Here is a 21,908-nt window from a genome sequence, read left to right on the forward strand (position 1 = left end):
GCCATCGGTCGTTGTTGGCTGTTCGGTGTGTCAGCTGTTCCAGTGCTGGGCGACGAGGTCGGTGGCCTGCTGCTCCCACTGCGCGTACGCGTCGGGGTAGGCGGAGACCTGGACGGTCTGCGCGGCGTCGGTCAGGGGCATGTCCTGCCAGCCGTCAACCTGGCGCAGGCCCTTGAGGAACGCGGTGGTGGAGTACTCGGGGTTGGTGATCTGCTCCGGCGTGCCCCAGCCGGAGGTGGGGCGCTGCTGGAACAGACCCAGGGAGTCGTGGTCGTTGGCGTCGCCGAGGTGACCCAGGTTCTCCAGCTTGGACTCCTGCAGGCTCGTCGCGATCGAGATGACCGCGGCCCGCTCCGGCAGGCCGGCCTTCTTCGTGGCCGCGATGATGGCCTTGGCGTTGGCGGTCTGCTCACCGTTGAGGGTGATGTGCGACTGGTCGCCCTGCGGCTTGGGCGCGGCGGTCTGCACCGCTGCGGCGGTGGTGGGCTTGGTGTCCACGGCCGGGGTGGCGGCGTGGGCGGCGATCGGGCCGGCGAACACGCCACCGGCGAACGCGAGACCAGCAACGGACAGCATGCTCTTGCGGAAGATCGTGTTCATGGGGTTGCTCCTTCGGGGGTAGGAAACACCCACACGCCACCTGTTGCGGGGGGCGGTGAACATGGGGTGTCAGCACCTCGTCCGGGCGCTGTGCAAAGACGTGAAGAGGGGGCGGCGGCCTGCGAGCCGGGGGGCTTGCGGCGCCGGGTCGGGGTGTAACGACCGGGGGGCCGGGGTCATTCCCCGGGGGGCTTGGCGGCCTGCGAGCGGGGGGCTCGTGGCGGCCGGTCCGTGTGTAACGAACCGGCGGCCGGGGCCATTCCCGCAGGGGCGGGCGGCTCGTCGGTGCCGGGTCCGGGTGTGACGACCTGCGGTTCGGGGTCATTCCCACAGGCGGGGTGGCCCGGTGGTCCTGCGATCGTCAGGGTGTGTAACGACCCCCGGCCCGCCACGATTCCGGCCGGCGGGTGCAGCCGGTCACCACAGACACCCCACAAACGGACATAGCGCTCAATCGAGGCGATCGCGCGGGGTGATCGACTCCGGATCGCCGAACTCGGGGTATCCGGGACCGGTCGACAGCCCCAGATCGGCGACCTCGTGTCGATCAAGAGCCCGATTGGGGCGGCGTGGCCGGAGCCCGTGGCGCTCGGGGCGTACCGGTGAGGCCCTAGGGTGATCGTGTGGCGACCCTTCTGCTTCTGCGACACGGCCGTACCACCGCGAACGCCGACGGCGGCCTGGCCGGCCGGCAGCCGGTCGAGCTGGACGACACCGGGCGCGCCCAGGCCACCGCCGTCGGCGAACGGTTGCGGACGGTGCCGCTGGCAGCGGTCGTCACCAGTCCGCTGATCCGCTGCCGGCAGACCCTGGAACTGGCATTGCCCCAGGTCACGCCCGTGGTGGAGGAGGGGCTGATCGAGTGCGACTACGGCAGCTGGGAGGGGCAGCCGCTGAAGAAGCTCGCCAAGGAGCCCCTCTGGCCGGTGGTCCAGCAGCACCCCAGCGCGGCGGTCTTCCCGCAGGGCGAGGCGATGGCGGCGATGGCGGCCCGCGCGGTGGCGGCCGTACGCGACTGGGACGCCCGGGTGACCGCCGAGCACGGGTCCGAGGCGGTCTGGCTGGCGTGCAGCCACGGCGATGTGATCAAGGCCATCGTGGCGGACGCCCTCGGCGTACACCTGGATGCCTTTCAGCGGATCGTGGCCGACCCGGCGTCGGTGACCGCGATCCGCTTCACGCCGCTGCGGCCCTTCCTGGTCCGGCTCAACGACACGGGCGGTGACCTCGCCGCGCTGGTCCCGCCGCCGCGTAAGCGGCGTCGGCGGACCGCGCGGGCGGCCGACTCGGACGCCGCCGTGGGCGGCGGGGCGGGCGCGACGAGGTGAGTACGCCGTGACCCCACCACCGACGACCACGACGCCCGGGGCCGCCACGCCCGGGTGTGGCCGCCGCTACACCGGGCGCGTTGCCCCTGCGGCGATTCGGGTCGGTGGGGTGCGCGATGCCGTGGTGGGCCGGATAGGGTCGTGGGTATGACCCACCAGGTGCACGCCTTCGAACCGCCGGAGCGGTTCGTCGCCGGGACTGTCGGGCCGCCGGGGGAGCGCACGTTCTTCCTGCAGGCCCGCGGCGGCGGCAGGCTGGTCAGCGTCGCGCTGGAGAAGGTCCAGGTGTCCCTGCTCGCCGAGAAGCTGGAGGAGTTGCTCACCGAGGCGCAGCGCCGCTTCGGGGTGGAACTGCCCGAGCTCGCGCCGGTGGTCGGCGACAACGAGCCGTTGGACACCCCTGTCGACGAGGAGTTCCGGGTCGGGACGCTCGGGCTGGCCTTCGACGTCGACTCCGCGACCGTGGTGATCGAGGCGATCGCCGCCGGCGAGGTGGAGCCCGAGGTCGAGCTGGGCGACGAGGACGACGAGGACGACGACGAGGACGAGGAGCCGGACGAGGATCTGGACCGGCTGCGCGTACGGCTCACCCCGCAGGCCACCCGCCAGTTCATCGAACGGGCCCGGCGCGTGGTCAACGCGGGCCGACCGCCGTGCCCGCTGTGCGGCCAGCCGTTGGATCCCGCCGGGCACCTCTGCCCGCGGCACAACGGTTACCACCGGTGACCTTGTCCGGCCTCCAGCCTCTGCGCGACGGTGACGCCGCGCTGCGGCTGCTCCGCGACGGCGTCCTCGACCTGGAGGGTCGGCTGGTCGACGCGTCGAACACCACCCTGCGGGGCATCCTGACCCTCGACGGCGTCACGGCCCGGTGCGTCTACAAGCCGGTACGCGGGGAGCGCCCCCTGTGGGACTTCCCGGACGGCACCCTCGCCGGCCGGGAGGTGTCGGCGTACCTGGTGTCCCACGCCACCGGATGGGACCTGGTGCCGCCGACCGTGCTGCGGGACGGTCCGTTCGGTCCCGGTTCCTGCCAACTCTGGATCGACGAGCCGGAGGACGCGGAGCCGCTGGTCGGGTTCGTGCCGGCCGAGGAGGTGCCGCCGCGCTGGTTCCCGGTCGCGGCGGCCCGGGACGAGGACGGCGCCGCGTACGCCCTCGCGCACGCCGACGATCCACGGCTGGCCCGCCTCGCCGTGCTCGACGCGGTGATCAACAACGCGGATCGCAAGGGCGGGCACGTGCTCGTCGGCGCCGATGACCGGATCTACGGCGTGGATCACGGGGTGAGTTTCCACGTCGAGGACAAGCTGCGTACGGTGCTCTGGGGTTGGGCCGGCAAGCAGGTGCCGCCGGACGCCATGGAGATGCTCGACGGCCTCGCCGCGCAGGTCGCCGGGGCGCTCGGCGAGGAGTTGGCCGACCACCTGACGATCAGCGAGATCGCCGAACTGGCCGCCCGCGTTGAGAGGTTGCGGGAGACCGGCCGCTTCCCGCAGCCGCCGGAGGACTGGCCCGCCATACCCTGGCCACCCATGTGAACCCGCTGTCATCTTGATCACCCGTGGGGCGTCCCGGTGTCCCCTGAGGGCTGGTTAGGCTGAGGCCATGGAGTCTTGGGCGGGACACGAGGTGCCACGGCTGCCGGGTCGGGGCGAGCCGTTGGCGTTGTACGACTCGGCGCGGCAGGGTGTCCACCCCAGCGACCCGGCCGACGCGGCGAGCATGTACGTCTGCGGCATCACCCCGTACGACGCCACCCACCTCGGTCACGCCGCCACCATGATCACGTTCGACCTGGTGCAGCGGATGTGGCGTGACGCCGGCCGTCCGGTGCGGTACGTGCAGAACGTCACCGACATCGACGATCCCCTGCTCGAGCGGGCCGCCCGTGACGGCGAGGACTGGGTGGTCCTGGCGATGCGCGAGACCGCGCTGTTCCGCGAGGATATGGAGGCGCTGCGGATCATCCCGCCGGAGCGTTACGTGGGGGCGGTCGAGTCGATCCCGGACATCGCCGACAAGGTCGAGGTACTGGTCAAGGACGGCGCGGCCTACCGGCTCGACGACGGCACCGGCGACGTCTACTTCGACATCTCCGCCACCGGCCGGTTCGGCTACGAGTCGAACCTGACCCGCGAGCAGATGCTGGAGATCTTCCCCGAGCGCGGCGGTGACCCCGACCGGGCCGGCAAGCGCGACCCCCTCGACCCGCTGCTGTGGCGCGGGGCGCGTGAGGGCGAGCCGTCCTGGCCGGGCGGGGAGCTGGGCCCGGGCCGGCCGGGCTGGCACATCGAGTGCGCCGTCATCGCGCTGAACCTGCTCGGCGACCGCATCGACGTGCAGGGCGGCGGCAACGACTTGCTGTTCCCGCACCACGAGGCGTCCGCCGCGCACGCCGAACGACTCACCGGGCAGGCGCCGTTCGCCGCGCACTACGTCCACGCCGGGATGATCGGTCTGGACGGCGAGAAAATGTCCAAGTCCCGCGGCAACCTGGTCTTCGTCTCCCGCCTGCGCGCCGACAAGGTCGACCCGATGGCGATCCGGCTCGCGTTGATCTCCGGCCACTACCGCAGCGACCGCACCTGGACCAACGACCTGCTCACGGCCGCGCAGGAGCGCCTGGACCGCTGGCGGCGGGCCGCCGCCGCGCCCGCCGGGCCGTCCGGGGCCGAACTACTGGCGGGGGTACGCGCCAGACTGGCCGACGACCTCGACACCCCCGGTGCCCTGGCGGTGGCCGATCGCTGGGCCGACGCAGCCCTGTCCGGCGCCACGGACGACCCCGAGGCCCCGGCCCTCTTCGCGAAAACGGTAGACGCCCTCCTCGGCATCCGCCTCTAACAGCCCCGCGCGCCCCCCGGCCGACCCTGCCCCGCCCGGCCTTCTCGCGCCCGCCGCCTCGCCGGCCCCCCCCCGCACGTCGCCCGCCCACGTCAACGCCCGCCCGCGCCCGCCCGCCCGCGCCCGCGCGCCCGCCCGCCCGCCCGCGTCGATCATGAAGTTGTGGTGGCCGCGATGCGGTGTAGTGCCCGTTATGCGAGGCACCACAACTCCATGATCGACGCCAGTACCTCGCCCCTGGCGCGCCGATCTTGCACTTTCTGACGTAACGAAAGTTGCCAATCCGGGCAAAGGGGCGACACAAAGTGCAAGATCGGCGGGGGCGGGGGCGGGGGGATCAGCCCAGGATCAGGCCTGGGTCTGGATCGGGGTCGGGAGTTGGGGCGGGGATCCGGTACTCCTCGGTGAGGGTGGTCATCGGGCCGGGCCAGGTCGCCTGGGCGACCTCGATGGGCTTGCGGTGACTGTCGTACGCGATGTGCAGCAGGTGCAGCACCGGTGTGTCGGGCCGGATCTGGAGGGTCTCGGCCTCTTCGCGGCTGGGCTGGCGGGCGCTGATCGTGTCGGTGGCCGACACGTACCGGCGGCCGGTCACCTCCTCGGCCTCCTGGTAGAGCGGCCGGCCGAACGCCTCGGCGCGCTCGAGCGAGGTGCCCGTGGTGTCGGCCGGCAGGAACCAGGACGCGCCCACCTCGACGGGGGAGTCGTCGGTGCGGACGAGGTGGCGACGGCAGAGCAGGTGGGTGCCGTCGGAGACGCCGAACGCGTCGGCGACCTCGGCGGGTGCGGGGGAGAGGCCGACGGAGACGAGCTGCTGGCGGTACCGGGCGGCGAGGTCGGTGTGGTAGCCGCGGAACCCGCCGTACCGGCCCCGGGAGAGGCGGTTCAGTCGACGCCGGGTGCCCCGGACGTACGTACCGGAGCCGGGTTTGGTGATCAGGATGCCCTCGACCCGGAGCTGGTCGACGGCGCGTTGCACGGTCTGCTTCGCGACGCCGAACATCTCGGCGATGGCCGGGATGGACGGCAGCCGTTCGCCGGGGCCCCAGTCGCCGCGGCGGACCTGGGCTTTGAGCTGCGCGGCGATCTGCCGGTGGGGGAACTCGGCGGCGCCGGGATTGATCTGCACACCCGCCTCCTTGATCACATCTAGGTTCCTAGGATGCCCCAGCGGGTGTGACGGCGCTACCCCGGACACGCCAAAACCCGCCCCGAACATGAAGACGGACCCCCGGACCAGAGAAGGTCCGAGGGCCCGTACGGGAAGAGCGGTTACCAGGAGCCGGCGGTGGGGCCGGCCGAGCCGCCCCGACGTCGGAGGTACTTCTCGAACTCCTGGGCGATCTCGTCACCGGTCAACGGGGTGATGCCCTCGTCGCCGACGCGTTCCTCCAGCTCGCGAACGTATTCGCCCAGCTCGGCGTCCTGCTCGGCGGCGCTGCGTACCCGCTGCTCCCACTCGGCGGACTCCTCGGCCAGGTCGGCCATCGGCACCGGCAGGTCGACGACCTCCTCGACCCGGTGCAGCAGGGCGAGGGTGGCCTTGGGGCAGGGCGGATTGTTGGCGTAGTGCGGCACGTGCACCCAGAACGACACGGCGTCGACCTCGGCGCGGGCGCAGGCGTCGTGCAGCACGCCGACGATGCCGGTCGGACCGTCGTAGCGGGTGGGCGTGAGCTGGTAGCGCTCCGCGGCCTGCGCGTCGGAGGCGCTGCCGCTGATCGGCAACGGCCGGGTGTACGGCACGTCGGCCAGCAACGCGCCGAGCAGCACGACCCGTTCCACCTCCAGGCTGTGGCAGATCTCCAGCACCTGCTCGCAGAACGTCCGCCAGCGCATGCTCGGCTCGATGCCCCGGATCAGCACCACGTCGCGATCGGTGCCCTCGGGGCTCGCCACCATGAACCGGGTCGTCGGCCACTCCACCCGGCGGGTCTCCCCGTCGGCCATGGTGATGGTGGGCCGGCTGACCTGGAAGTCGTAGAAGTCCTCCGGGTCCAGCTCGGTGATCTGCCGGGCGTTCCAGACCTGTTCCAGGTGCTCGACCGCGGCGGTGGACGCGTCGGCAGCGTCGTTCCAGCCCTCGAACGCGGCGATGGCCACGGGGGATCGCAGGACCGGCAGTCCGTCGAACTCGGTCACGCCGTCACCTCACCCTGCTCGTCGCGGCCGGCACCGGGACCGCGCCCGGTTGTCGGACCGTGGTGCACGATGGCGTCCCTGTTCTCCTTCACGTCCGCCAGCCTACGTGTCGGGCAGGGATGCGGCCCGTCGGCCGCGCCGGTCCGCCCGCTCCACGACCGGGCATACGGCGGCGAACCGGACAGCGTGATCCGGCTGACACAATATGGGATCGGGCGCGGAGGGCGCTCGGGTTCGCCGGGGACCGCACTAACCTGAACGGGTGCGGACTTCGTTGCTGGATGTGCTGACCGACCGGATCCTCATCGCCGACGGGGCGATGGGCACCATGTTGCAGGCCGCCGACCTCACGCTTGACGACTTCGACGGCCTCGAGGGGTGCAACGAGATCCTCAACGTCACCCGTCCCGACGTGGTGCGCGGCGTGCACGACGCCTACCTGGCCGCCGGCGCGGACTGCGTGGAGACCAACACGTTCGGCGCCAACCTGGCGAACCTCGGCGAGTACGACATCCCGCACCGCATCCGCGAGCTGGCCGAGGCGGGCGCGCGGATCGCCCGGGAGGCCGCCGACGCGGCGAGCACGCCGGAGCGGCCCCGATTCGTGCTCGGCTCGATGGGGCCGGGCACCAAGCTGCCCACCCTCGGGCACGCCGACTACGCGACCCTGCGCGACGCGTACCAGGAGAACGCCGCCGGCTTGATCGCCGGCGGCGCGGACGCGCTGATCATCGAGACCTGCCAGGACCTGTTGCAGGTCAAGGCGGCCGTGGTCGGGTCGAAGCGGGCGATGGTCGAGCTGGGCCAGCAGGTGCCGATCATCTGCCAGGTGTCCGTCGAGACCACCGGCACGATGCTGGTGGGCAGCGAGATCGGCGCGGCCCTCGCGGCCATCGAGCCGCTCGGGGTCGACCTGATCGGGCTGAACTGCTCGACCGGCCCGGCCGAGATGAGCGAGCACCTGCGCTACCTGTCGCAGCACTCCCGGATCCCGCTGTCGGTGATGCCGAACGCGGGCCTGCCGGTGTTGACGGCCGACGGGGCGTACTTCCCGCTGACTCCCGTGGAGCTGGCCGAGGCCCTGGAACGGTTCGTCACCGAGTACGGCGTGGGGCTCGTCGGCGGCTGCTGCGGCACCACCCCGGAGCACATCCGCGTGTTGTCCGAGCGGCTGCACGGCGTCACGGCGCCCGGGCGCGAACCCCGGCACGAGGCGGGCGTGTCGTCGGTCTACCACCCGGTGCCGTTCGCGCAGGACGCCTCGGTGCTGATGGTGGGGGAGCGGACCAACGCCAACGGCTCCAAGGCGTTCCGGGATGCCATGCTCGCCGCCGACTGGCGGGCCTGCGTCGAGATCGCCCGCAGCCAGGCCCGCGACGGCTCGCACCTGCTCGACCTGTGTGTGGACTACGTCGGACGGGACGGCACGCGTGACATGCGCGAGCTGGCCGGCCGGTTCGCCACCGCCTCGACGCTGCCGATCATGCTGGACTCCACCGAGCCGGCCGTCGTCGAGGCCGGCCTGGAGATGCTCGGCGGGCGGTGCGTGGTCAACTCGGTCAACTTCGAGGACGGCGACGGCCCCGACTCCCGGTACGCGCGGGTCATGCCCGTCGTACGCGAGCACGGCGCGGCGGTCGTGGCGCTGCTCATCGACGAGGAGGGGCAGGCGCGGACGAAGGAGTGGAAGGTCCGGGTCGCCACCCGGCTGATCGACGACCTGACCGGCCGGTGGGGGATGGACCGCGCCGACATCCTGATCGACGCGCTGACCTTCCCGATCGCCACCGGTCAGGAGGAGACCCGCCGCGACGGCCTCGAGACGATCGAGGCGATCCGGGAGATCGCCGACCGCTACCCGGGGGTCAACTTCACCCTGGGCATCTCGAACATCTCCTTCGGCCTCAACCCCGCCGCCCGGCAGGTGCTCAACTCGGTGTTCCTGCACGAGTGCGTGCAGGCCGGCCTGACCTCGGCGATCGTGCACGCCAGCAAGATCCTGCCGATGTCGAAGATCCCCGAGGAGCAGCGCGAGGTCGCGCTCGACCTGGTCTACGACCGGCGGCGCGACGGGTACGACCCGGTGCAGCGCTTCCTGGAACTCTTCGAGGGCGTCGACGTGACCAGCGCCCGCGCCACCCGCGCGCAGGAGTTGGCGGCGCTACCGCTGGACGAGCGGCTCAAGCGGCGCATCATCGACGGCGAGCGCAACGGCCTGGAGGCCGACCTGGACGAGGCGATGGCCGGTGGCCGGGCCCCGTTGTCGATCATCAACGACATCCTGCTGGACGGCATGAAGGTCGTCGGTGAGCTGTTCGGCTCCGGGCAGATGCAGCTCCCGTTCGTCCTGCAGTCCGCCGAGGTGATGAAGACCGCCGTGGCGTACCTGGAACCCCACATGGAGACCAGCGAGGACGGCGGCAAGGGTCGCATCGTGCTGGCCACCGTGCGTGGCGACGTGCACGACATCGGCAAGAACCTGGTCGACATCATCCTGTCCAACAACGGCTACGAGGTCGTCAACATCGGCATCAAGCAGCCGATCAACGCGATCCTCGACGCCGCCGAGCAGCACCGCGCCGACGCGATCGGCATGTCCGGGCTGCTGGTCAAGAGCACGGTCATCATGAAGGAAAATCTGGCCGAGATGGCCACGCGCGGGGTCGCCGAACGCTGGCCCGTCCTGCTCGGTGGGGCGGCGCTGACCCGGTCGTACGTCGAGGACGACCTGCGCTCGACGTACCCCGGGCAGGTGCACTACGCCCGTGACGCCTTCGAGGGACTGTCCCTCATGGACCGTGTGATGACCGCCAAGCGCGGCGGCGCCCCGGTCGTCGACCCGGAGCGCGAAGCCGCCCTCGCCACCCGGCGGGCCCGCCGCGAGCGGCAGCGCGCGGTGGTCACCGAGTCGCTGCCGGAGCTGCACGACTCCTCGGTCCGCTCCAATGTGGCCCTCGACGTGGAGGTGCCCACCCCACCGTTCTTCGGCACGCGCGTGGTCAAGGGCGTGCCGATGGCCGACTACGCGGCGCTGCTCGACGAGCGGGCCACGTTCCGTGGGCAGTGGGGCCTCAACGGCGCCCGCGGCGGCAACGGCCCCTCCTACGACGAACTGGTCGAGACCGAAGGCCGGCCGCGTCTGCGGTACTGGCTCGACCGGCTGATCGCCGACCAGGTCCTCGAGGCAGCCGTGGTGTACGGCTACTTCCCCGCGTACTCGGAAGGAAATGACCTGGTGGTGCTCGACGAGAACGGGCACGCGGAGCGCGCCCGGTTCTCGTTCCCCCGCCAGCGCCAGGAGCGACGGCTCTGCCTCGCGGACTTCTTCCGGCCCAAGGGCGACCAGCTCGATGTGGTCGCGCTGCAACTGGTCACGGTCGGGCAACCCGTCAGCGAGTACGCCGCGAAGCTGTTCGCCCGCAACGAGTACCGCGACTACCTGGAGGTGCACGGCCTGTCGGTGCAGCTCACCGAGGCTCTCGCCGAGTACTGGCACCGGCGCGTGCGCGCCGAGCTGACCCTGCCCGACGGACGTCCGCTGGGCCACGACGACCCGACGGACCTGGCGGGCATCCTGCGCAACGACTACCGGGGCTGCCGGTACGCGTTCGGCTACCCGGCCTGCCCCGACCTGGAGGACCGGGCGAAGATCGTGGACCTGTTGGGCGCGGATCGGATCGGCGTCGAGTTGTCGGAGGAGTTCCAGCTCATGCCCGAGCAGGCCACCGACGCCATCGTGGTCCACCACCCGGAGGCGAGCTACTTCAACGCCAAGTGACGGGCGCAGGTGCCCTGACCTGCGCCTGAGGTTGCCGGGAAGGCCGCTGAACCATGATCATGCCGTCTCCAGGCCGTCAACGGCATCCGGGCCGTCCGCAGCTGATTGGTCCTCACCGAAGGCTGCATCGATGACGCGGCGCGTACGGTCCTCGCTGGTCGGCAGAAGGTGCGTATAGATCCGCAGGGTGAATCCGGGGTCGGCGTGACCGAGGTACATCGACAGGGCCTTGATGCTCTCTCCGGCGTCCAGAAGCACCGAGGCGTAGGTGTGTCGCAGAACGTGCATGCCGTTGTGGCGGTCGTCGGGAACGCCTGTGGCACGGACTGCGCGCTTCCAGACGCCGGGGTTGAACTTCGAACGGCTGAGCGGCAGGCCGTCAGCAGTCGTCAGGTAGAGCATGACTGTCATGGGGTCGCCAGTGGGGGAGCTCCATGGCAAGGTGACCTCTACGGGCGGGTACTGCTGGGCGTGGTCGCCCAGGCGGCGAGCTACGGAGGCTGGGAGGGGAACCTCCCGCGTCTTGCCGCCCTTGGGCGGGGCGAAGATGAGGACGCCGCGCACGAGCTTGATCTGACGGACGACTCGCAAGATTGGCCGGGTCGCGTCCAGGTCTTCAGGGCTTGCGCCGAAAATCTCTCCTTGCCGCAGTCCGCAACCTGCGCCCAAGTCGACGGTGACTCGGTAGCGGTCCGGCAGTTTCGCGCGGAACGCGGTGAGCCGGTCGACTGACCACGGCTGGACCTTGGTGGGGACATGCCGGGGCCGTTGGATGCTCTTGGCGGCAAACGGATTGCTGACGATCTTCTTGTCGTCTACAGCGGCGTTCAGAATCATCGATACGTCGCTGAACAGAACGCGGCGGTAACCGGCGGACAGTCCCTTCTCCTGCATCCCACGCGCCCATGCTCGGATCGTCGCCGGCTGGATCGACGCGATCGGCCTGTGCCCGAGCACCGGATGCACGTGCAGCCGGAGTTCGTACTCAATCCGGTCGCGAGTCAGTAGGTCAGTAGTCGCGGCGGCAAGCCATTCGTCGGCGCACTGCTTGAAGGTCGTCCGGCCGGCGTCGGGGTCGATGTAGGTGCCCTTGAGGATGTCGGCCTGGACGTTGGCAAGGAACGCCTGCGCTTCGCGCTTCTTCTTGTCGGGGAACGAGTGCGACTTCTCCTTGCCGTCCGGAGCGAGGTACCGGACGCGATAGCGCATCCCCTGTCCGCACTCCGGCCTTGGCTCCTGCCGGGACTTGCCGTCCGGGCCGACAACCGTCTTGTACCAGCGGTCAACGATGTGAGCCATCTCAGGCCGCCTTGGACTGGTCGGCGAACCACGCCCGTACCACGTCAGGGTCGTAGCGCAATGCCGACCAACGCGGCCGGCGGGTGGGCCGATGCGGCGCTTGCGCCAGGTGTAGAGAGTCTGGACCGGGACGCCGAGGTAGGCGGACACGTCTTCGACGGTCCAAAGATTGAGCGGTTGCGCGGTGGTCATGTCGTCTCCCGTAGTCGAGGGGTCAGGCAGCAGCCGGCACGGTGCCGGCGGGGGTGGTGCTGAGTTCGTGGGCGAGTTCTTCGCGGCCGGTGGCTCGTCGTTCGCGCGCCATGGCGGCGGCGGTGTTGGCCAGGAGTGCGTCTCCGGTGGTGTGCCAGCCGACGCCGGCGAAGGTGAGGGTGCCGACGATGAGCGTCGTGTCGTCTTCGTCGAGGTGGTCGACGGTCCGGGGGGTGCCGAGCTGCTCGTCGGCCTGGTGCTCGTGTTCGTGGCGTCGGTAGGTGACGCGGGTGTCGCGTAGGAGTTGGAAGGTCACCGAGTAGCGGCGGGCTTTGGTGAGGAAGTGGCCGCCGTAGCCGAGCATGTGCGCCCAGCGGCGTAGCCGGGCGTATGGATTGGTGGCCTGTGGTCTGCTGGCCGGTTGGGCGTCAAGGACGGCATGACGGCGGGCGATGCAGACGGGACAGGCGGGGTAGCGGGTGTGGGTGCCGCAGTCGGGGCACTCCCAGCGGTCGACGAAGCCGGGCCGTGGCCGGTGGTCCCGGGGCCGCTCAGAGAAGGGGACGGGTCTGCCGGTGGGCCGGCCGATGCGCCAGCAGGCGTCGATGAGGCGGGCGGTGTGGTCGCCGTCAGGGTCGGCATAGTCGCCGATCGAATCGGCGGTCAGGCGGGTGGAGGTGTGCCCGGTGGCCTCGGTGCTCTTGGTGGCGTACTTAGCAAGGTAACCCGCGACCATCCCATCGGTGACTTCGCCTGTGCCATCGGTGGCGATGGGTTCCAGGTCGACCTGCTCGCCCCAGGTGATCGGCCAGCCCTCAGGCCGGTCCGGGTGGGTAGGGGTGTGGAAGGCCACGTGTTGGGCGGCATACCGGAGCGCGTCGACCAGCTCGTCGACACCGAACCCGGCGGGTGGGGGTACGACGGCGTCGGGGTCCTGGCCGTCGACGCCGTCGAGGCGGGCGATGGCGTGGAAGTGCACCGCTCCGCGTGCTTGGAGTTCGGCGACCTTCCCGGGTGAGAGCCGGACCGGCGGAACCTTGCGGATGTTGCCGGAGGCGGTGACGACATCGACGCGGGGAATGCCGCGACGGCGGGCGAGTTTGGCGAGATGGCGTTCCGCGGCTTGCTTGGTGCGGTGCCACAGTTCGCCCGAGAAGATGTTCCAGACGACCTGGTGGTCGTGGTCGTAGCAGTCCAGGCACAGGGGCTGCCCGAGCGCGGTGTCTGTGGCTTCGTGGCGTGCCCAGCACACGGCGGGACGCCCGTGCTCGCATAGGCCGGCGTCGCGGCGGGCGTGACAGGGTTCGGCACGGCAGTCGCAGCGGCGGCGGTTGCGGCAGGTGTGGCGCTTGACCACCCGTGCGTGGACGGTCCCGAACGATGGTGCGGTGAACGTGGCGAACACGGCGGGGTGCGAGGCAACCGAGTCGGGGATGCCTTTGCCGCCGATGAGGCCGGCGCGTAGGAGTTGGAACGCGTCGCGTTGGTAGGTCTGCGCGCACGAGGGGCAGACCCTTGACCGGCGGTTGCCGCAGGCGGTGTAGATCGCGGCGTCGGGCATGGCGTCGGTGTGCCGCTGCTCCAAGACACGGCCTGTCGACGAGTCGACGGTGTAGAGGCTGCCGGCGAGGCGGATGGGTCGGGTGCAGCCGGCGGCGGCGCGCACGTGTTCCAGCCACCCGAAGTAGTCCGGGCCGGTGGCGCGTTGGAAGGCGGAGCCTTCGGCGGTGTAGTCGTAGACGGGGATGGTGTCGGCGTTCGAGCCCACACCCCGGGCCAGAGCGGTCCGGGGTGTGAGGTCCAGCGTCGAGGCCATCAGCCGCCAACCTCGTCGAGGTAGCGGGTGGTGATGGTGCGTTCGGTGACGATGACTCGGCAGGCGCCGCATTGGCGCTTGGCCGGTTCGTGCCTGCGGCACGGAATCAGGGCGGTGGTGTCGCCACAGTGGATGGTGACCGGTGTCCGGCAGGGTCCGCCGGGGATGACGTCGATGAGGGTTCGGCGGGTGTCGAACGGGTGGGCGTCGGGGTGGGCGGGGCAGGTGTGGGTGACCTGCTCGATGTCGACGAGGTGGATGCTCATCGGGCAACGCCGTTGATGGTGGCCAGGAGTTGTCCGGCAACGGCCGGGGTGAGGTCGAGGCGGTCGACCAGCTCGGCGGTGGTGATGGGTCGGCCGGTGGCCTGTTCGTGCTGCATCGCGGCGAAGCGGGCGGTGGGCAGCAGGTGGGCGGGGACGTCGACCGGCTCGGCGGCCGACACGGTGACGTGCTCCGGCTTAGGTGCCGGGGTGATGGCGGCCGGGGGTGCCGGCTCGGTGGTGACCTGCTCGGCTACCTGGACGCGGATCGGCTCGACCGGCGCAGCGGTCGGCGGGATGTGCTCCGAGGTGGTTGCGGGGGCGAGGACGAGTTTGACCAGGGCCATGAACGCCAGCGCGGGAACAGCCGAGAGGAGCCATCCGGATGGGCCGGGTTTGGCGACTGCGAGTTGCGCGGCGAGGGAGAGGCCGGCGGAGCCGATGAGCAGCAGCATCGGGTAGGTGATCGACGCGCCGAGGCGTTGGCGGCGACGGATGGTCAGCAGGGCGGCGATGGGGACCAGTTCGGAGATGACGGCGTTGGCCCATCCGAACCACTCGCCCGTGCCGGTGGGGGAGTTGGCGAGGGTCCAGTCTTTGACGTGGGTGAAGGAGGCGGCTCCGGCGAAGCCGGCGACGGTGAGCAGGATGAGGACCAGGGCGACGCCCTCCAGGCGAGGACCGGCGGTCGGAGTCTTGGCAGACATCAGTGGCCTCCGTGGCAGTCGAGGCAGCAGCCGTAGCGGCGGGGGATGTAGTAGGGCTTCACCTGGCCGCAGACACCGCAGGTGCGGCGGGCGAGCAGGGCTTTGGCGATGGCCTCCCGCTGCGCGGGGGTGGCGGTGCGCTTGGTTTTGGCGAGGTCGGTGCGGTAGAGGTAGGCGACTCGCCGGTTAGAGCGGTGCCGCCAATAGATTTGCGCGACCGGGTCATGTCCTCCGGGTCGGAGGCCGGCGGCGCGCAGTTGCCGCAGGGTGGCCAGGCCGGTAGGTGCGCAGTGGTAGGGGAAGGTGGGGAACCCGTAGCGGGTGCCGAGCGGGTCGTAGAACTCGACCCGGATACCGGTCCGCTCAGCCAGGTTGTCCAGGTCGACACGGCGGAGGTCGGTCATGGCTTGTCACCGCCCCAGCGCTGTTGAGCGGCTTGGCGAGAGATGCCGAGGCGGGAGCCGATCTCGGCCCAGGAGTAGCCGAACGCACGCAGCCCGATCACGGCTTCTCCGATGGCATCGTCGATGACGCTGGACAGGGCGATGAGGTCGCGCAGGGCTTCGACGTCGCCGGTGGCGACGCGGCGGCCGTGGGCGCGGATGATGCGCCGAGCGAACGAGGCGAAGGCGTCGTTCTCGACGACATCCCGGCGCTTCTGTCGGGGGATGGAAGGCGTCAAGGGCTTCTTGACGGTGTTCATGCGTTCTCACCTCCACCAGTGCGGAGGGAGTCCCAATCGCTGGCGGCAGCCTCAAGGGCGGTGATGACCTGCTCGGCGGTGCGCGCCGGGTCGTCGTTCCACGAGTAGGGGGAGGTGTGCTCGTCGAGGAGGTAGCCGTCCTCGTCGATGAAGAAGACCGGGGCGGTGGTGTCGAGGTAGTCGACGAACACGCCCAGGGCGGCGAGATAGTCGGCCAGGGCGTCGGGATCGAGTTGGGAGAAGTGCTCGACGCGGTGTCCGGCGCAGGCGATGCCGATAGCTCCGGCGGCGCAGGCCGGCGGGGTGAGGGTGTCGGGGTTCTTGGCGTAGTAGGTGCCCTGGTGCCAGCCGTGCCGGCGCAGGTAGAGGGCAGCCATCCGCAGCAGATCGGCCGGACCGACCTCGACGGTGATGGGTGGGTTGTGGGTAGCCTTCATGGCAACCACGTCCTTTCGCGGGTTGTTGGTTGGTGGTCGGCAGGACCGGTAGTTGCTGCCAGGCGAAGTCCCGGTCCTGTCGGCCGATCAGTGGGTGCGTAGCCGCAGGTAGCGGCGGTGGCGGGTGTCGTCGCCGCCCATTGGGGTCGGCGAGGACACGTAGACGAGTCGGCCGGACATGCCGGCGACGCGGATCATGGCGGCGATGTCCTCAGGACGGCCGATGACCCATAGCTCGGTGAACTGGGCGGCCCGCTGGTTGTTGGCTTTGGCGTAGGCGCGTTCGCGGGTGGTCATGCCGCCATCCCCCACTCGGTGGCGTTGACCGTCGGGGTGCTGGTGCCGTTGGTGGGGCGGCGGGTCCAGGCGGCGTAGTCGGCGATGTTGTAGATGTCGGTGTCGGTGAGGTAGGCCGCCTTGATGCGGCGGGGAACGCCGCCTTCGGCCAGGAGGTACGCCGCGCCCTGGTTGATGGGGCTGATGTCGGAGGCGGTGTAGCCCTGCTCGGCCCAGCCCTGTCCGAGGATGATGTTCGAGCTGTTCAGGCTGGTGCACCGGAACGCGGCCCGGTAGCCGAACAGGTCCCGCAGGCTGGCGGGGATGATGTCCCACGACGGGCGCTGGGTAGCGGCGACGACGGGCATGCCGCAGGCGCGGCCGAGGGAGACGAGCCCTCGCAGGAGAGTGGAGAACTCCTCCTGCTGTGCCTTGGTGCCGAGCACCGTGGAGAACATGGCGAGTTCGTCGATGATGGTGACGATGACGGACATGCCGTCGCCCTCGGCGAGCTTGCGGCGCCGGTTGGCCAGGAGCCAGGCGTAGCGGTTGGTGGCCACGACCAGGAGGCGGCGCAGGACGTCGATGCCCTGGTCGATGTCGGGGCCGATGAACGCGTCAGCGAGGTCGCGCCAGGGGCCGAGTTCGACGAGTTTGGCGTCGAAGAGCACGAGGCGGGTGCTGTCGGCTAGGGCGGCGTGGCCGCAGATGTTGTTGATGAGGCCGGACTTACCGCCGCCGGGTTCGCCTGCGGTGAGCAGGTTGCGATAGACGACGTCCAGGTAGACGGGCTGGCCGAACTCGTCGATCCCGATGAAGATCGGGTCGAACATCGACAGGCCAGGACCCACCGGCACCGCCTCAGCAGTGGTGGGAATCGTGGTGGTCATGACGTGCCCCTTCTGGGCGTTGTGGGCGCGAGGAGCCACACGAACGAGCCGCCATGGCTCCTCGCGTCCGGGAATGGGTGAAGGTCAGATCCAGTCGGAGGTGTCGTCGTCCTCGACGGACGACGCGGACGAAGCCGCGGGCTTGCTGCCGTTAGCAGTCGTGGTGGCGGCCGGCTTCTTGCCGGCGGGCTTGCCCTGGGCCGGGAGGGTGACCGTCGGCACGTCGACGTCCGGCAGGTCCAGGGCGGTGGGCACCGTCAGCGGCGATGCCGAGACGGGTGCGGTCGGGTCGATGACGTCGACCAGCGGGGAGCCGACGTGGGCGGTCAGCACCTCACGACGTTTGATGTCGAACCGCAGGTAGGCGGCGTTGTTCTCCGAAGCGCGCTCGACGAGCACGGTGGAGGCGTGACAGGTGACGGCGATCTTGTCGAGGCGGCCTTCCAGGTCCTTCTCGGAGAGGCCGGGGCGCAGGTAGACCCAGACGCGTTCGCCGACCGGGGTGGGCTTGGCCCACAGGATCAGCGGCAGGCTGCCGGACTGGTTGGCGATGATGAACTGCGCGAAACACACCCGCAGCCGATGCCGCACCACCAGGCACCAGGTCCAGGCGATGACCTGACGGCGAACCGGGCGGATAGCGGCGGGAACGCCGACGACCAGGGCGACCACGAGCAGAGTCACCAGGGTCGGGGTGTGGTTGGCGAGCTGCACCCAGAAGGTGAGCAGCGAGACGGCGAGCAGGGTTTCCGGGGTCCACCACCACAGCAGCCGGATCACCGGCCAGATCCGAACGAGCACCCACACGAGGCCGCCGGTCGGGACGCCGATCAGCGCGCCGACGAACACGGCGAGGATCGGGTGAATGGAGGAAGCGGCCACCACGGCCGCCAGGAGGCCGACGATGACCGCCGTGAGGATGAACGCCATGCGGGCGTTTCGGGCTGAGGATCGGTGGACTTTGGCCTCGATGACCGTCACCGTTCCGGTTGACCTGCCGGCGAACCGGCGGGGGCTAGACTTGGACATGACACGTCCTCCCAAGCGATTGGGGTGGATGGGTTGGAAGGCGTGGGGTCGGCAGGTTGCGAGCCAGTACCGGCCCCACGCTTGTAATTTCCTAGTAGCTGCTGAAGCGCTTGGCCTGGATGCGGCGGCCGGGGAAGTCCTTCGAGAGTTCCCGCTTGGCCCAACTGGCATCGGTGCTACACACGAGGTAGCTGAACGAGGTGCCTTCCGCGATCACTTCGAGACAGGCCGCGTTGACGCAGGCAGGGTGCTGACACAACATGTGCATGATCGGTCTCCTCTGCTAGAGGCAGGCGATGAGTAGCGCGGACGCCCAGAGGCAGGCCGCGTGTAGGGACTGGTCGGCCAGGTACATCCCGCAGATCGGGGTCTGACGGTCGGCGAAGTCGCCGCTTCCCGTGTGAGTGAGCAGCCAGCGCACCGGCCACCGCCGGTCAAAAAACGCGTGCGAGATCGCGGAGAAGCCGAGCCCGACGATCAGCCCGAGGGTGGTGACGGGCAGGTCCAGGGCGGCGATGGTGATGGCGAGCATGACCACCACCACGAGGTGATAGGCCATCACGTGGCCCAACAGGTGACGCCAGCCGTCCCAACCGGGTGCGGCTTTGTGTGCGGCCTGCTTGTCGGACTGGCCGAGGACGTGATCGGCCACCTGGTGGCCGGCGTAGAGAGTCGCCGCGACAACGGCGAACACGATGGCGGAAACGAGCATGAGACAACCACTCCCTATGACGAGGGCAGACAGGTTGGATGGCAGACGGGGTCGGCAGGTATGCGAGCCAGTACCGACCCCGTGCCTTGAGGGTTGTGACCACCTGACGTGGTCACCGGCCGGAAACGTGCGAGCCAGAACCGCTTCCGGACGAACCGTTGATGGATCAGCGGACCATTAGGCCGCTTCGAGCGTCAGACACCAGAAGCTCACGCAGTGCGGTGAGCGAGGGACCTACTTCGCCGCCGAGTTACCAGCCTTCGGCTTCAGCGTGATCGCACGGAACGCGACGCCGTTGCGCCCGTTGGTTGCCCACGGAATGGCCTCCAACTGCTCGACAGCGACGAGCTGTCCCACCGTCACGCCCGGCTTCTCACCCGCCGTGGTGATGGTGATGATCTCGCCGCCAGTCTCGTCGAGCACGAAGACCTGGGTCGACCACATGAGCCGGCCAGTGTTCTTCTCCGACCGCTGATTGCCGTTCTGGTCGTTCTTCGGCTCCGGGTCCTTCGTCACCTGAACCTGCTTGCTCTGGGTGTCCACGTACAACTTCACGAGATACCTCCGAGGGTTGTCGAGCGCGTCCCCTATGGACGACTGCTCGGTGCTGAACCCAAGGTATGGCCAGGTTGTGGGTCGAACCCGGAATAACTTTCCGGGGGTTGAGGGCCGTCGACATGAGACACTGGATGCATGCGAGGCATCGGTCAGGATCTAACGGTTGGCGAGCGGATTGCTTGGTATCGCCGTCGACGGGGCATGTCGCAAGAAGTGCTGGCGGGCATCGTCGGGCGCACTGTCGACTGGCTGAGCAAGGTCGAGAACAACCGAATTGATCTCGATCGGTTGTCCGTCATCCGCTCTGTAGCGGGTGCGCTGGACGTAAGCATTGGCGATCTCGTCGGAGAGCCAACCCTCCTTGATTGGAGTGCCGACAGCGGGACCAAGACCGTCTCCGCTCTGCGGGATGCTCTCCTGAACTATCGGCAGCTCTCGCCGTTCGTTCCAGGTCCTCTCGCGGAGGCACCAGGCGTAGCCCAACTGCGTACGGAAGTCACCCAGGTGTGGGACGCGTACCAAGCCTCTCGATACGGATACGTCGTCGCGCGATTGCCGCAGACGCTCGCCGCCGGACAAGCCGCGACCCAAACTCACGAGGGCGAGGACCAGGAGCAGTTGTTCGGACTTCTGGCGCTCACCTACCAAGCGACCGCAGTCCTGCTCACCAAGCTCGGGGAAGCGGACCTCGCATGGATTGCTGCCGAGAGAGGGTTCACGGCGGCCCAACGATGCGGCGATGTGGTTGTCATCGGGTCGCTTTTCCGCTCAGTTACCCATACCCTGCTCTCGACGGGCCGCTTCCGTGAAGCCAAGCAGCTTACCGTTGATGCGGCGGCATACATGCAGCCTGGCTTGGCCGGAGCGACGCCGGAGTACCTGTCGGTATACGGCACCCTGTTCCTGGCCGGTTCTGTGGCCGCAGCACGCGACGAGGACCGTACCGCCGTCCGATCCTTCCTCAGCGAGGCGGACGAGACTGCGCGGCGACTAGGCCACGACGCGAACCACCTCTGGACCGCATTCGGACCAACCAACGTGGCTATCCACCGCGTGACAACCGCCATGGACTTGGATGACGTACAGGTTGCGATCGACCTCGGTCCGCGTATCGACACGACCGGCCTTCCTGTCGAACGGCAGGCGCGGCATGCGCTCGAAACGGCGCGGGCACTGACTGCCTGGAACAGAACAGATGAGGCTATGGCGGTAGTGTTGTCTGCTGAGCAGCAGGCGCCCGAGCAGATTCGCCACCACGCGATCAGCAGGCAGCTCGTGCAGAACTGGATGCGCCGCGGTCGAGGCCGACCCAGCTACCAACTCGCCAGCCTGGCGCAGCGCGTGCACGTCACGGCTTAGATCCGTAGAGTCCGAGGATGTGACCAGCCAAGCCAGCAACGCGCGTCCGCAAGCTACTCCCAAGGTGGCGGCGGGCGCGCTTTTCGTTGATGAGCAGGAGCGCATCATGCTCGTCAGGCCGACGTACAAGGCGCACTGGGATATCCCAGGCGGGTACGTCGAGCAGGGCGAGAGCCCTCTACAGGCCTGTGCGAGAGAGGTCTACGAGGAACTGGGCCTCAGAGTCACGATCGGTGCTCTTCTTACGGTCGACTGGGCTCCGAGGCCAGACGAGGGCGACAAGATGCTCTTCGTCTTCGACGGCGGCATTCTCACGTCTGACCAGCTTGCGGCCGTTGCCTTCCGCGACGGCGAGATCGCAGAGTGGGCATTCGTGGAAGACCACCAGCTAGACGAGCTGACCATCCCCAGACTCGCCCGACGGCTTCGGGCCAGTGCACAAGCCCGGAAGCAGTCTCGCGCGTCCTACCTTGAAGTGGGCGACGTCCCCGCCACGCTCTGAGACACACATCCACGTCACCGGAGCGCTGCACCCATCGCGCGTTCTGGCGATGGAACCTTCGGCCGGGCTGCCGGCGAAGTGGTTCAAAGTTTCTGTACGTCTTCAAGGCGGCCCTGAACGGGCCGCACGCGCCGCCGCCTGGGCGCGCGGCCTGCACTTCGCTGTCGCTCCGTTCCGACCGCGCAAGACGCCCGGCGGCTGGCGCGGACAGCGGGGAGCCCGGCGGACCACCGCAGAACGACAGGCCGGTGGCCGTCGAGGGGGTTGGGCCGGCAGCCGACCGGGCCGCGCGGCCAGAGCCGGCGCGGCGTAGGGCAGGGCACGCCGGCCGCGTCGGCGAGCTGGCGGTGGTCGCGGGGTAGGGGTTACTGCGCCTCCGGCGGGGGCGCTCCGGCTCCAGGATGGCAGGGGGCTGCGTCGGCGCGTCGCGGTCCGTGAGTAGTTGCGGTAGGCCATCCCGCCTGCCCTCG

Annotated in this window: 23 protein-coding genes and 1 pseudogene; 7 read left to right on the forward strand and 17 right to left on the reverse strand. The window is 69.6% G+C overall.

Going from position 1 to position 21,908, the window contains the following annotated elements:
- Positions 1 to 30 precede the first annotated feature (30 nt).
- Positions 31 to 600 (reverse strand): hypothetical protein, encoded by a 570-nt coding sequence (locus ACTFTM_RS15140; protein ID WP_449566406.1) that lies wholly within the window; start codon positions 598 to 600, stop codon positions 31 to 33.
- A 623-nt stretch (positions 601 to 1,223) separates the two neighbouring features.
- Between ACTFTM_RS15140 and ACTFTM_RS15145 the strand changes: the two genes are divergently transcribed.
- The 4 genes from ACTFTM_RS15145 to mshC all read left to right on the forward strand — a co-directional run bounded on the left by ACTFTM_RS15145 (position 1,224) and on the right by mshC (position 4,775).
- Positions 1,224 to 1,928, forward strand: a complete 705-nt coding sequence (locus ACTFTM_RS15145; RefSeq protein WP_449566407.1) for an MSMEG_4193 family putative phosphomutase — start codon at positions 1,224 to 1,226, stop codon at positions 1,926 to 1,928.
- 147 nt (positions 1,929 to 2,075) lie between these two features.
- Positions 2,076 to 2,654, forward strand: coding sequence for a DUF3090 domain-containing protein (locus ACTFTM_RS15150; protein WP_449566408.1), 579 nt, complete (start codon positions 2,076 to 2,078; stop codon positions 2,652 to 2,654).
- Complete coding sequence (locus tag ACTFTM_RS15155; RefSeq protein ID WP_449566409.1) at positions 2,651 to 3,469, forward strand: SCO1664 family protein; 819 nt, start codon at positions 2,651 to 2,653, stop codon at positions 3,467 to 3,469. Before ACTFTM_RS15150 ends, ACTFTM_RS15155 begins: the two co-directional genes overlap by 4 nt.
- Before the next feature lie 67 nt (positions 3,470 to 3,536).
- Positions 3,537 to 4,775, forward strand: a complete 1,239-nt coding sequence (gene mshC / locus ACTFTM_RS15160; protein WP_449566410.1) for a cysteine--1-D-myo-inosityl 2-amino-2-deoxy-alpha-D-glucopyranoside ligase — start codon at positions 3,537 to 3,539, stop codon at positions 4,773 to 4,775.
- A gap of 337 nt (positions 4,776 to 5,112) precedes the next feature.
- Here mshC and ACTFTM_RS15165 read toward each other — a convergent pair whose 3' ends face one another.
- Together ACTFTM_RS15165 and ACTFTM_RS15170 are read right to left on the reverse strand one after the other, a co-directional pair.
- Positions 5,113 to 5,904, reverse strand: coding sequence for a GntR family transcriptional regulator (locus ACTFTM_RS15165; protein WP_449566411.1), 792 nt, complete (start codon positions 5,902 to 5,904; stop codon positions 5,113 to 5,115).
- A gap of 143 nt (positions 5,905 to 6,047) precedes the next feature.
- Positions 6,048 to 6,917: a PAC2 family protein gene (locus ACTFTM_RS15170; RefSeq protein WP_269678735.1), complete on the reverse strand. Its 870-nt coding sequence runs from the start codon at positions 6,915 to 6,917 to the stop codon at positions 6,048 to 6,050.
- Between the two features lie 262 nt (positions 6,918 to 7,179).
- Here ACTFTM_RS15170 and metH point away from each other — a divergent pair, with 262 nt between their 5' ends.
- Positions 7,180 to 10,695, forward strand: a complete 3,516-nt coding sequence (gene metH, locus ACTFTM_RS15175; protein ID WP_449566412.1) for a methionine synthase — start codon at positions 7,180 to 7,182, stop codon at positions 10,693 to 10,695.
- A gap of 57 nt (positions 10,696 to 10,752) precedes the next feature.
- On the opposite strand, the gene ACTFTM_RS15180 is transcribed toward metH, so the two are convergent.
- The 14 genes and pseudogenes from ACTFTM_RS15180 to ACTFTM_RS15245 form a co-directional block, all read right to left on the reverse strand.
- Positions 10,753 to 11,994 carry a tyrosine-type recombinase/integrase gene (locus tag ACTFTM_RS15180; protein WP_449566413.1) on the reverse strand — a complete coding sequence of 414 codons (1,242 nt, stop codon included), beginning with the start codon at positions 11,992 to 11,994 and terminating at the stop codon, positions 10,753 to 10,755.
- A gap of 1 nt (position 11,995) precedes the next feature.
- Positions 11,996 to 12,186, reverse strand: a pseudogene (locus ACTFTM_RS15185) (helix-turn-helix domain-containing protein).
- Positions 12,187 to 12,208: 22 nt separating this feature from the next.
- Entirely contained in the window at positions 12,209 to 14,002 is a 1,794-nt protein-coding gene (locus tag ACTFTM_RS15190; protein WP_449566414.1) for a replication initiator, read from the reverse strand.
- Complete coding sequence (locus ACTFTM_RS15195; protein ID WP_449566415.1) at positions 14,002 to 14,268, reverse strand: hypothetical protein; 267 nt, start codon at positions 14,266 to 14,268, stop codon at positions 14,002 to 14,004. Before ACTFTM_RS15195 ends, ACTFTM_RS15190 begins: the two co-directional genes overlap by 1 nt.
- Positions 14,265 to 14,972, reverse strand: a complete 708-nt coding sequence (locus ACTFTM_RS15200; protein WP_449566416.1) for a hypothetical protein — start codon at positions 14,970 to 14,972, stop codon at positions 14,265 to 14,267. The genes ACTFTM_RS15195 and ACTFTM_RS15200 overlap by 4 nt, the downstream gene beginning before the upstream one ends.
- A complete protein-coding gene (locus tag ACTFTM_RS15205) occupies positions 14,972 to 15,352 on the reverse strand; it encodes an RRQRL motif-containing zinc-binding protein (RefSeq protein WP_449566644.1) in 381 nt (126 codons plus the stop codon). Before ACTFTM_RS15205 ends, ACTFTM_RS15200 begins: the two co-directional genes overlap by 1 nt.
- Positions 15,353 to 15,372: 20 nt before the next feature.
- On the reverse strand, positions 15,373 to 15,675 hold the full coding sequence (locus ACTFTM_RS15210) for a hypothetical protein (RefSeq protein ID WP_449566417.1): 303 nt from the start codon (positions 15,673 to 15,675) through the stop codon (positions 15,373 to 15,375).
- Positions 15,672 to 16,112, reverse strand: coding sequence for a DUF6197 family protein (locus tag ACTFTM_RS15215; RefSeq protein ID WP_449566418.1), 441 nt, complete (start codon positions 16,110 to 16,112; stop codon positions 15,672 to 15,674). Before ACTFTM_RS15215 ends, ACTFTM_RS15210 begins: the two co-directional genes overlap by 4 nt.
- 87 nt (positions 16,113 to 16,199) lie before the next feature.
- The gene (locus tag ACTFTM_RS15220) at positions 16,200 to 16,409 is read right to left on the reverse strand and encodes a hypothetical protein (protein ID WP_449566419.1); all 210 of its coding nucleotides are present in this window, start codon (positions 16,407 to 16,409) and stop codon (positions 16,200 to 16,202) included.
- The gene (locus ACTFTM_RS15225) at positions 16,406 to 17,278 is read right to left on the reverse strand and encodes an FtsK/SpoIIIE domain-containing protein (protein WP_449566420.1); all 873 of its coding nucleotides are present in this window, start codon (positions 17,276 to 17,278) and stop codon (positions 16,406 to 16,408) included. The genes ACTFTM_RS15220 and ACTFTM_RS15225 overlap by 4 nt, the downstream gene beginning before the upstream one ends.
- 84 nt (positions 17,279 to 17,362) lie before the next feature.
- A complete protein-coding gene (locus tag ACTFTM_RS15230; protein WP_449566421.1) occupies positions 17,363 to 18,307 on the reverse strand; it encodes a hypothetical protein in 945 nt (314 codons plus the stop codon).
- 91 nt (positions 18,308 to 18,398) lie between these two features.
- Complete coding sequence (locus tag ACTFTM_RS15235; protein WP_449566422.1) at positions 18,399 to 18,575, reverse strand: hypothetical protein; 177 nt, start codon at positions 18,573 to 18,575, stop codon at positions 18,399 to 18,401.
- A gap of 15 nt (positions 18,576 to 18,590) precedes the next feature.
- Entirely contained in the window at positions 18,591 to 19,019 is a 429-nt protein-coding gene (locus ACTFTM_RS15240) for a DUF3307 domain-containing protein (protein WP_449566423.1), read from the reverse strand.
- Between the two features lie 234 nt (positions 19,020 to 19,253).
- Complete coding sequence (locus tag ACTFTM_RS15245) at positions 19,254 to 19,574, reverse strand: hypothetical protein (protein WP_112681382.1); 321 nt, start codon at positions 19,572 to 19,574, stop codon at positions 19,254 to 19,256.
- A 138-nt stretch (positions 19,575 to 19,712) separates the two neighbouring features.
- Here ACTFTM_RS15245 and ACTFTM_RS15250 point away from each other — a divergent pair, with 138 nt between their 5' ends.
- Positions 19,713 to 20,936 (forward strand): helix-turn-helix domain-containing protein, encoded by a 1,224-nt coding sequence (locus tag ACTFTM_RS15250; protein ID WP_449566424.1) that lies wholly within the window; start codon positions 19,713 to 19,715, stop codon positions 20,934 to 20,936.
- A gap of 19 nt (positions 20,937 to 20,955) precedes the next feature.
- Positions 20,956 to 21,438 (forward strand): NUDIX domain-containing protein, encoded by a 483-nt coding sequence (locus ACTFTM_RS15255; protein WP_449566425.1) that lies wholly within the window; start codon positions 20,956 to 20,958, stop codon positions 21,436 to 21,438.
- Positions 21,439 to 21,908 lie beyond the last annotated feature (470 nt).

The sequence above is a fragment of the Micromonospora sp. RB23 genome, from assembly GCF_053585025.1.

What these genes read in the sequence shown, in the direction of transcription:
- ACTFTM_RS15140 (WP_449566406.1), bottom strand. Translation starts at nt 600, where the DNA reads ATGAACACGATCTTCCGCAAGAGCATGCTGTCCGTTGCTGGTCTCGCG.
- ACTFTM_RS15150 (WP_449566408.1), top strand. Translation starts at nt 2,076, where the DNA reads ATGACCCACCAGGTGCACGCCTTCGAACCGCCGGAGCGGTTCGTCGCC.
- mshC (WP_449566410.1), top strand. Translation starts at nt 3,537, where the DNA reads ATGGAGTCTTGGGCGGGACACGAGGTGCCACGGCTGCCGGGTCGGGGC.
- ACTFTM_RS15180 (WP_449566413.1), bottom strand. Translation starts at nt 11,994, where the DNA reads ATGGCTCACATCGTTGACCGCTGGTACAAGACGGTTGTCGGCCCGGAC.
- ACTFTM_RS15190 (WP_449566414.1), bottom strand. Translation starts at nt 14,002, where the DNA reads ATGGCCTCGACGCTGGACCTCACACCCCGGACCGCTCTGGCCCGGGGT.
- ACTFTM_RS15195 (WP_449566415.1), bottom strand. Translation starts at nt 14,268, where the DNA reads ATGAGCATCCACCTCGTCGACATCGAGCAGGTCACCCACACCTGCCCC.
- ACTFTM_RS15200 (WP_449566416.1), bottom strand. Translation starts at nt 14,972, where the DNA reads ATGTCTGCCAAGACTCCGACCGCCGGTCCTCGCCTGGAGGGCGTCGCC.
- ACTFTM_RS15210 (WP_449566417.1), bottom strand. Translation starts at nt 15,675, where the DNA reads ATGAACACCGTCAAGAAGCCCTTGACGCCTTCCATCCCCCGACAGAAG.
- ACTFTM_RS15215 (WP_449566418.1), bottom strand. Translation starts at nt 16,112, where the DNA reads ATGAAGGCTACCCACAACCCACCCATCACCGTCGAGGTCGGTCCGGCC.
- ACTFTM_RS15220 (WP_449566419.1), bottom strand. Translation starts at nt 16,409, where the DNA reads ATGACCACCCGCGAACGCGCCTACGCCAAAGCCAACAACCAGCGGGCC.
- ACTFTM_RS15225 (WP_449566420.1), bottom strand. Translation starts at nt 17,278, where the DNA reads ATGACCACCACGATTCCCACCACTGCTGAGGCGGTGCCGGTGGGTCCT.
- ACTFTM_RS15230 (WP_449566421.1), bottom strand. Translation starts at nt 18,307, where the DNA reads ATGTCCAAGTCTAGCCCCCGCCGGTTCGCCGGCAGGTCAACCGGAACG.
- ACTFTM_RS15235 (WP_449566422.1), bottom strand. Translation starts at nt 18,575, where the DNA reads ATGCACATGTTGTGTCAGCACCCTGCCTGCGTCAACGCGGCCTGTCTC.
- ACTFTM_RS15240 (WP_449566423.1), bottom strand. Translation starts at nt 19,019, where the DNA reads ATGCTCGTTTCCGCCATCGTGTTCGCCGTTGTCGCGGCGACTCTCTAC.
- ACTFTM_RS15250 (WP_449566424.1), top strand. Translation starts at nt 19,713, where the DNA reads ATGCGAGGCATCGGTCAGGATCTAACGGTTGGCGAGCGGATTGCTTGG.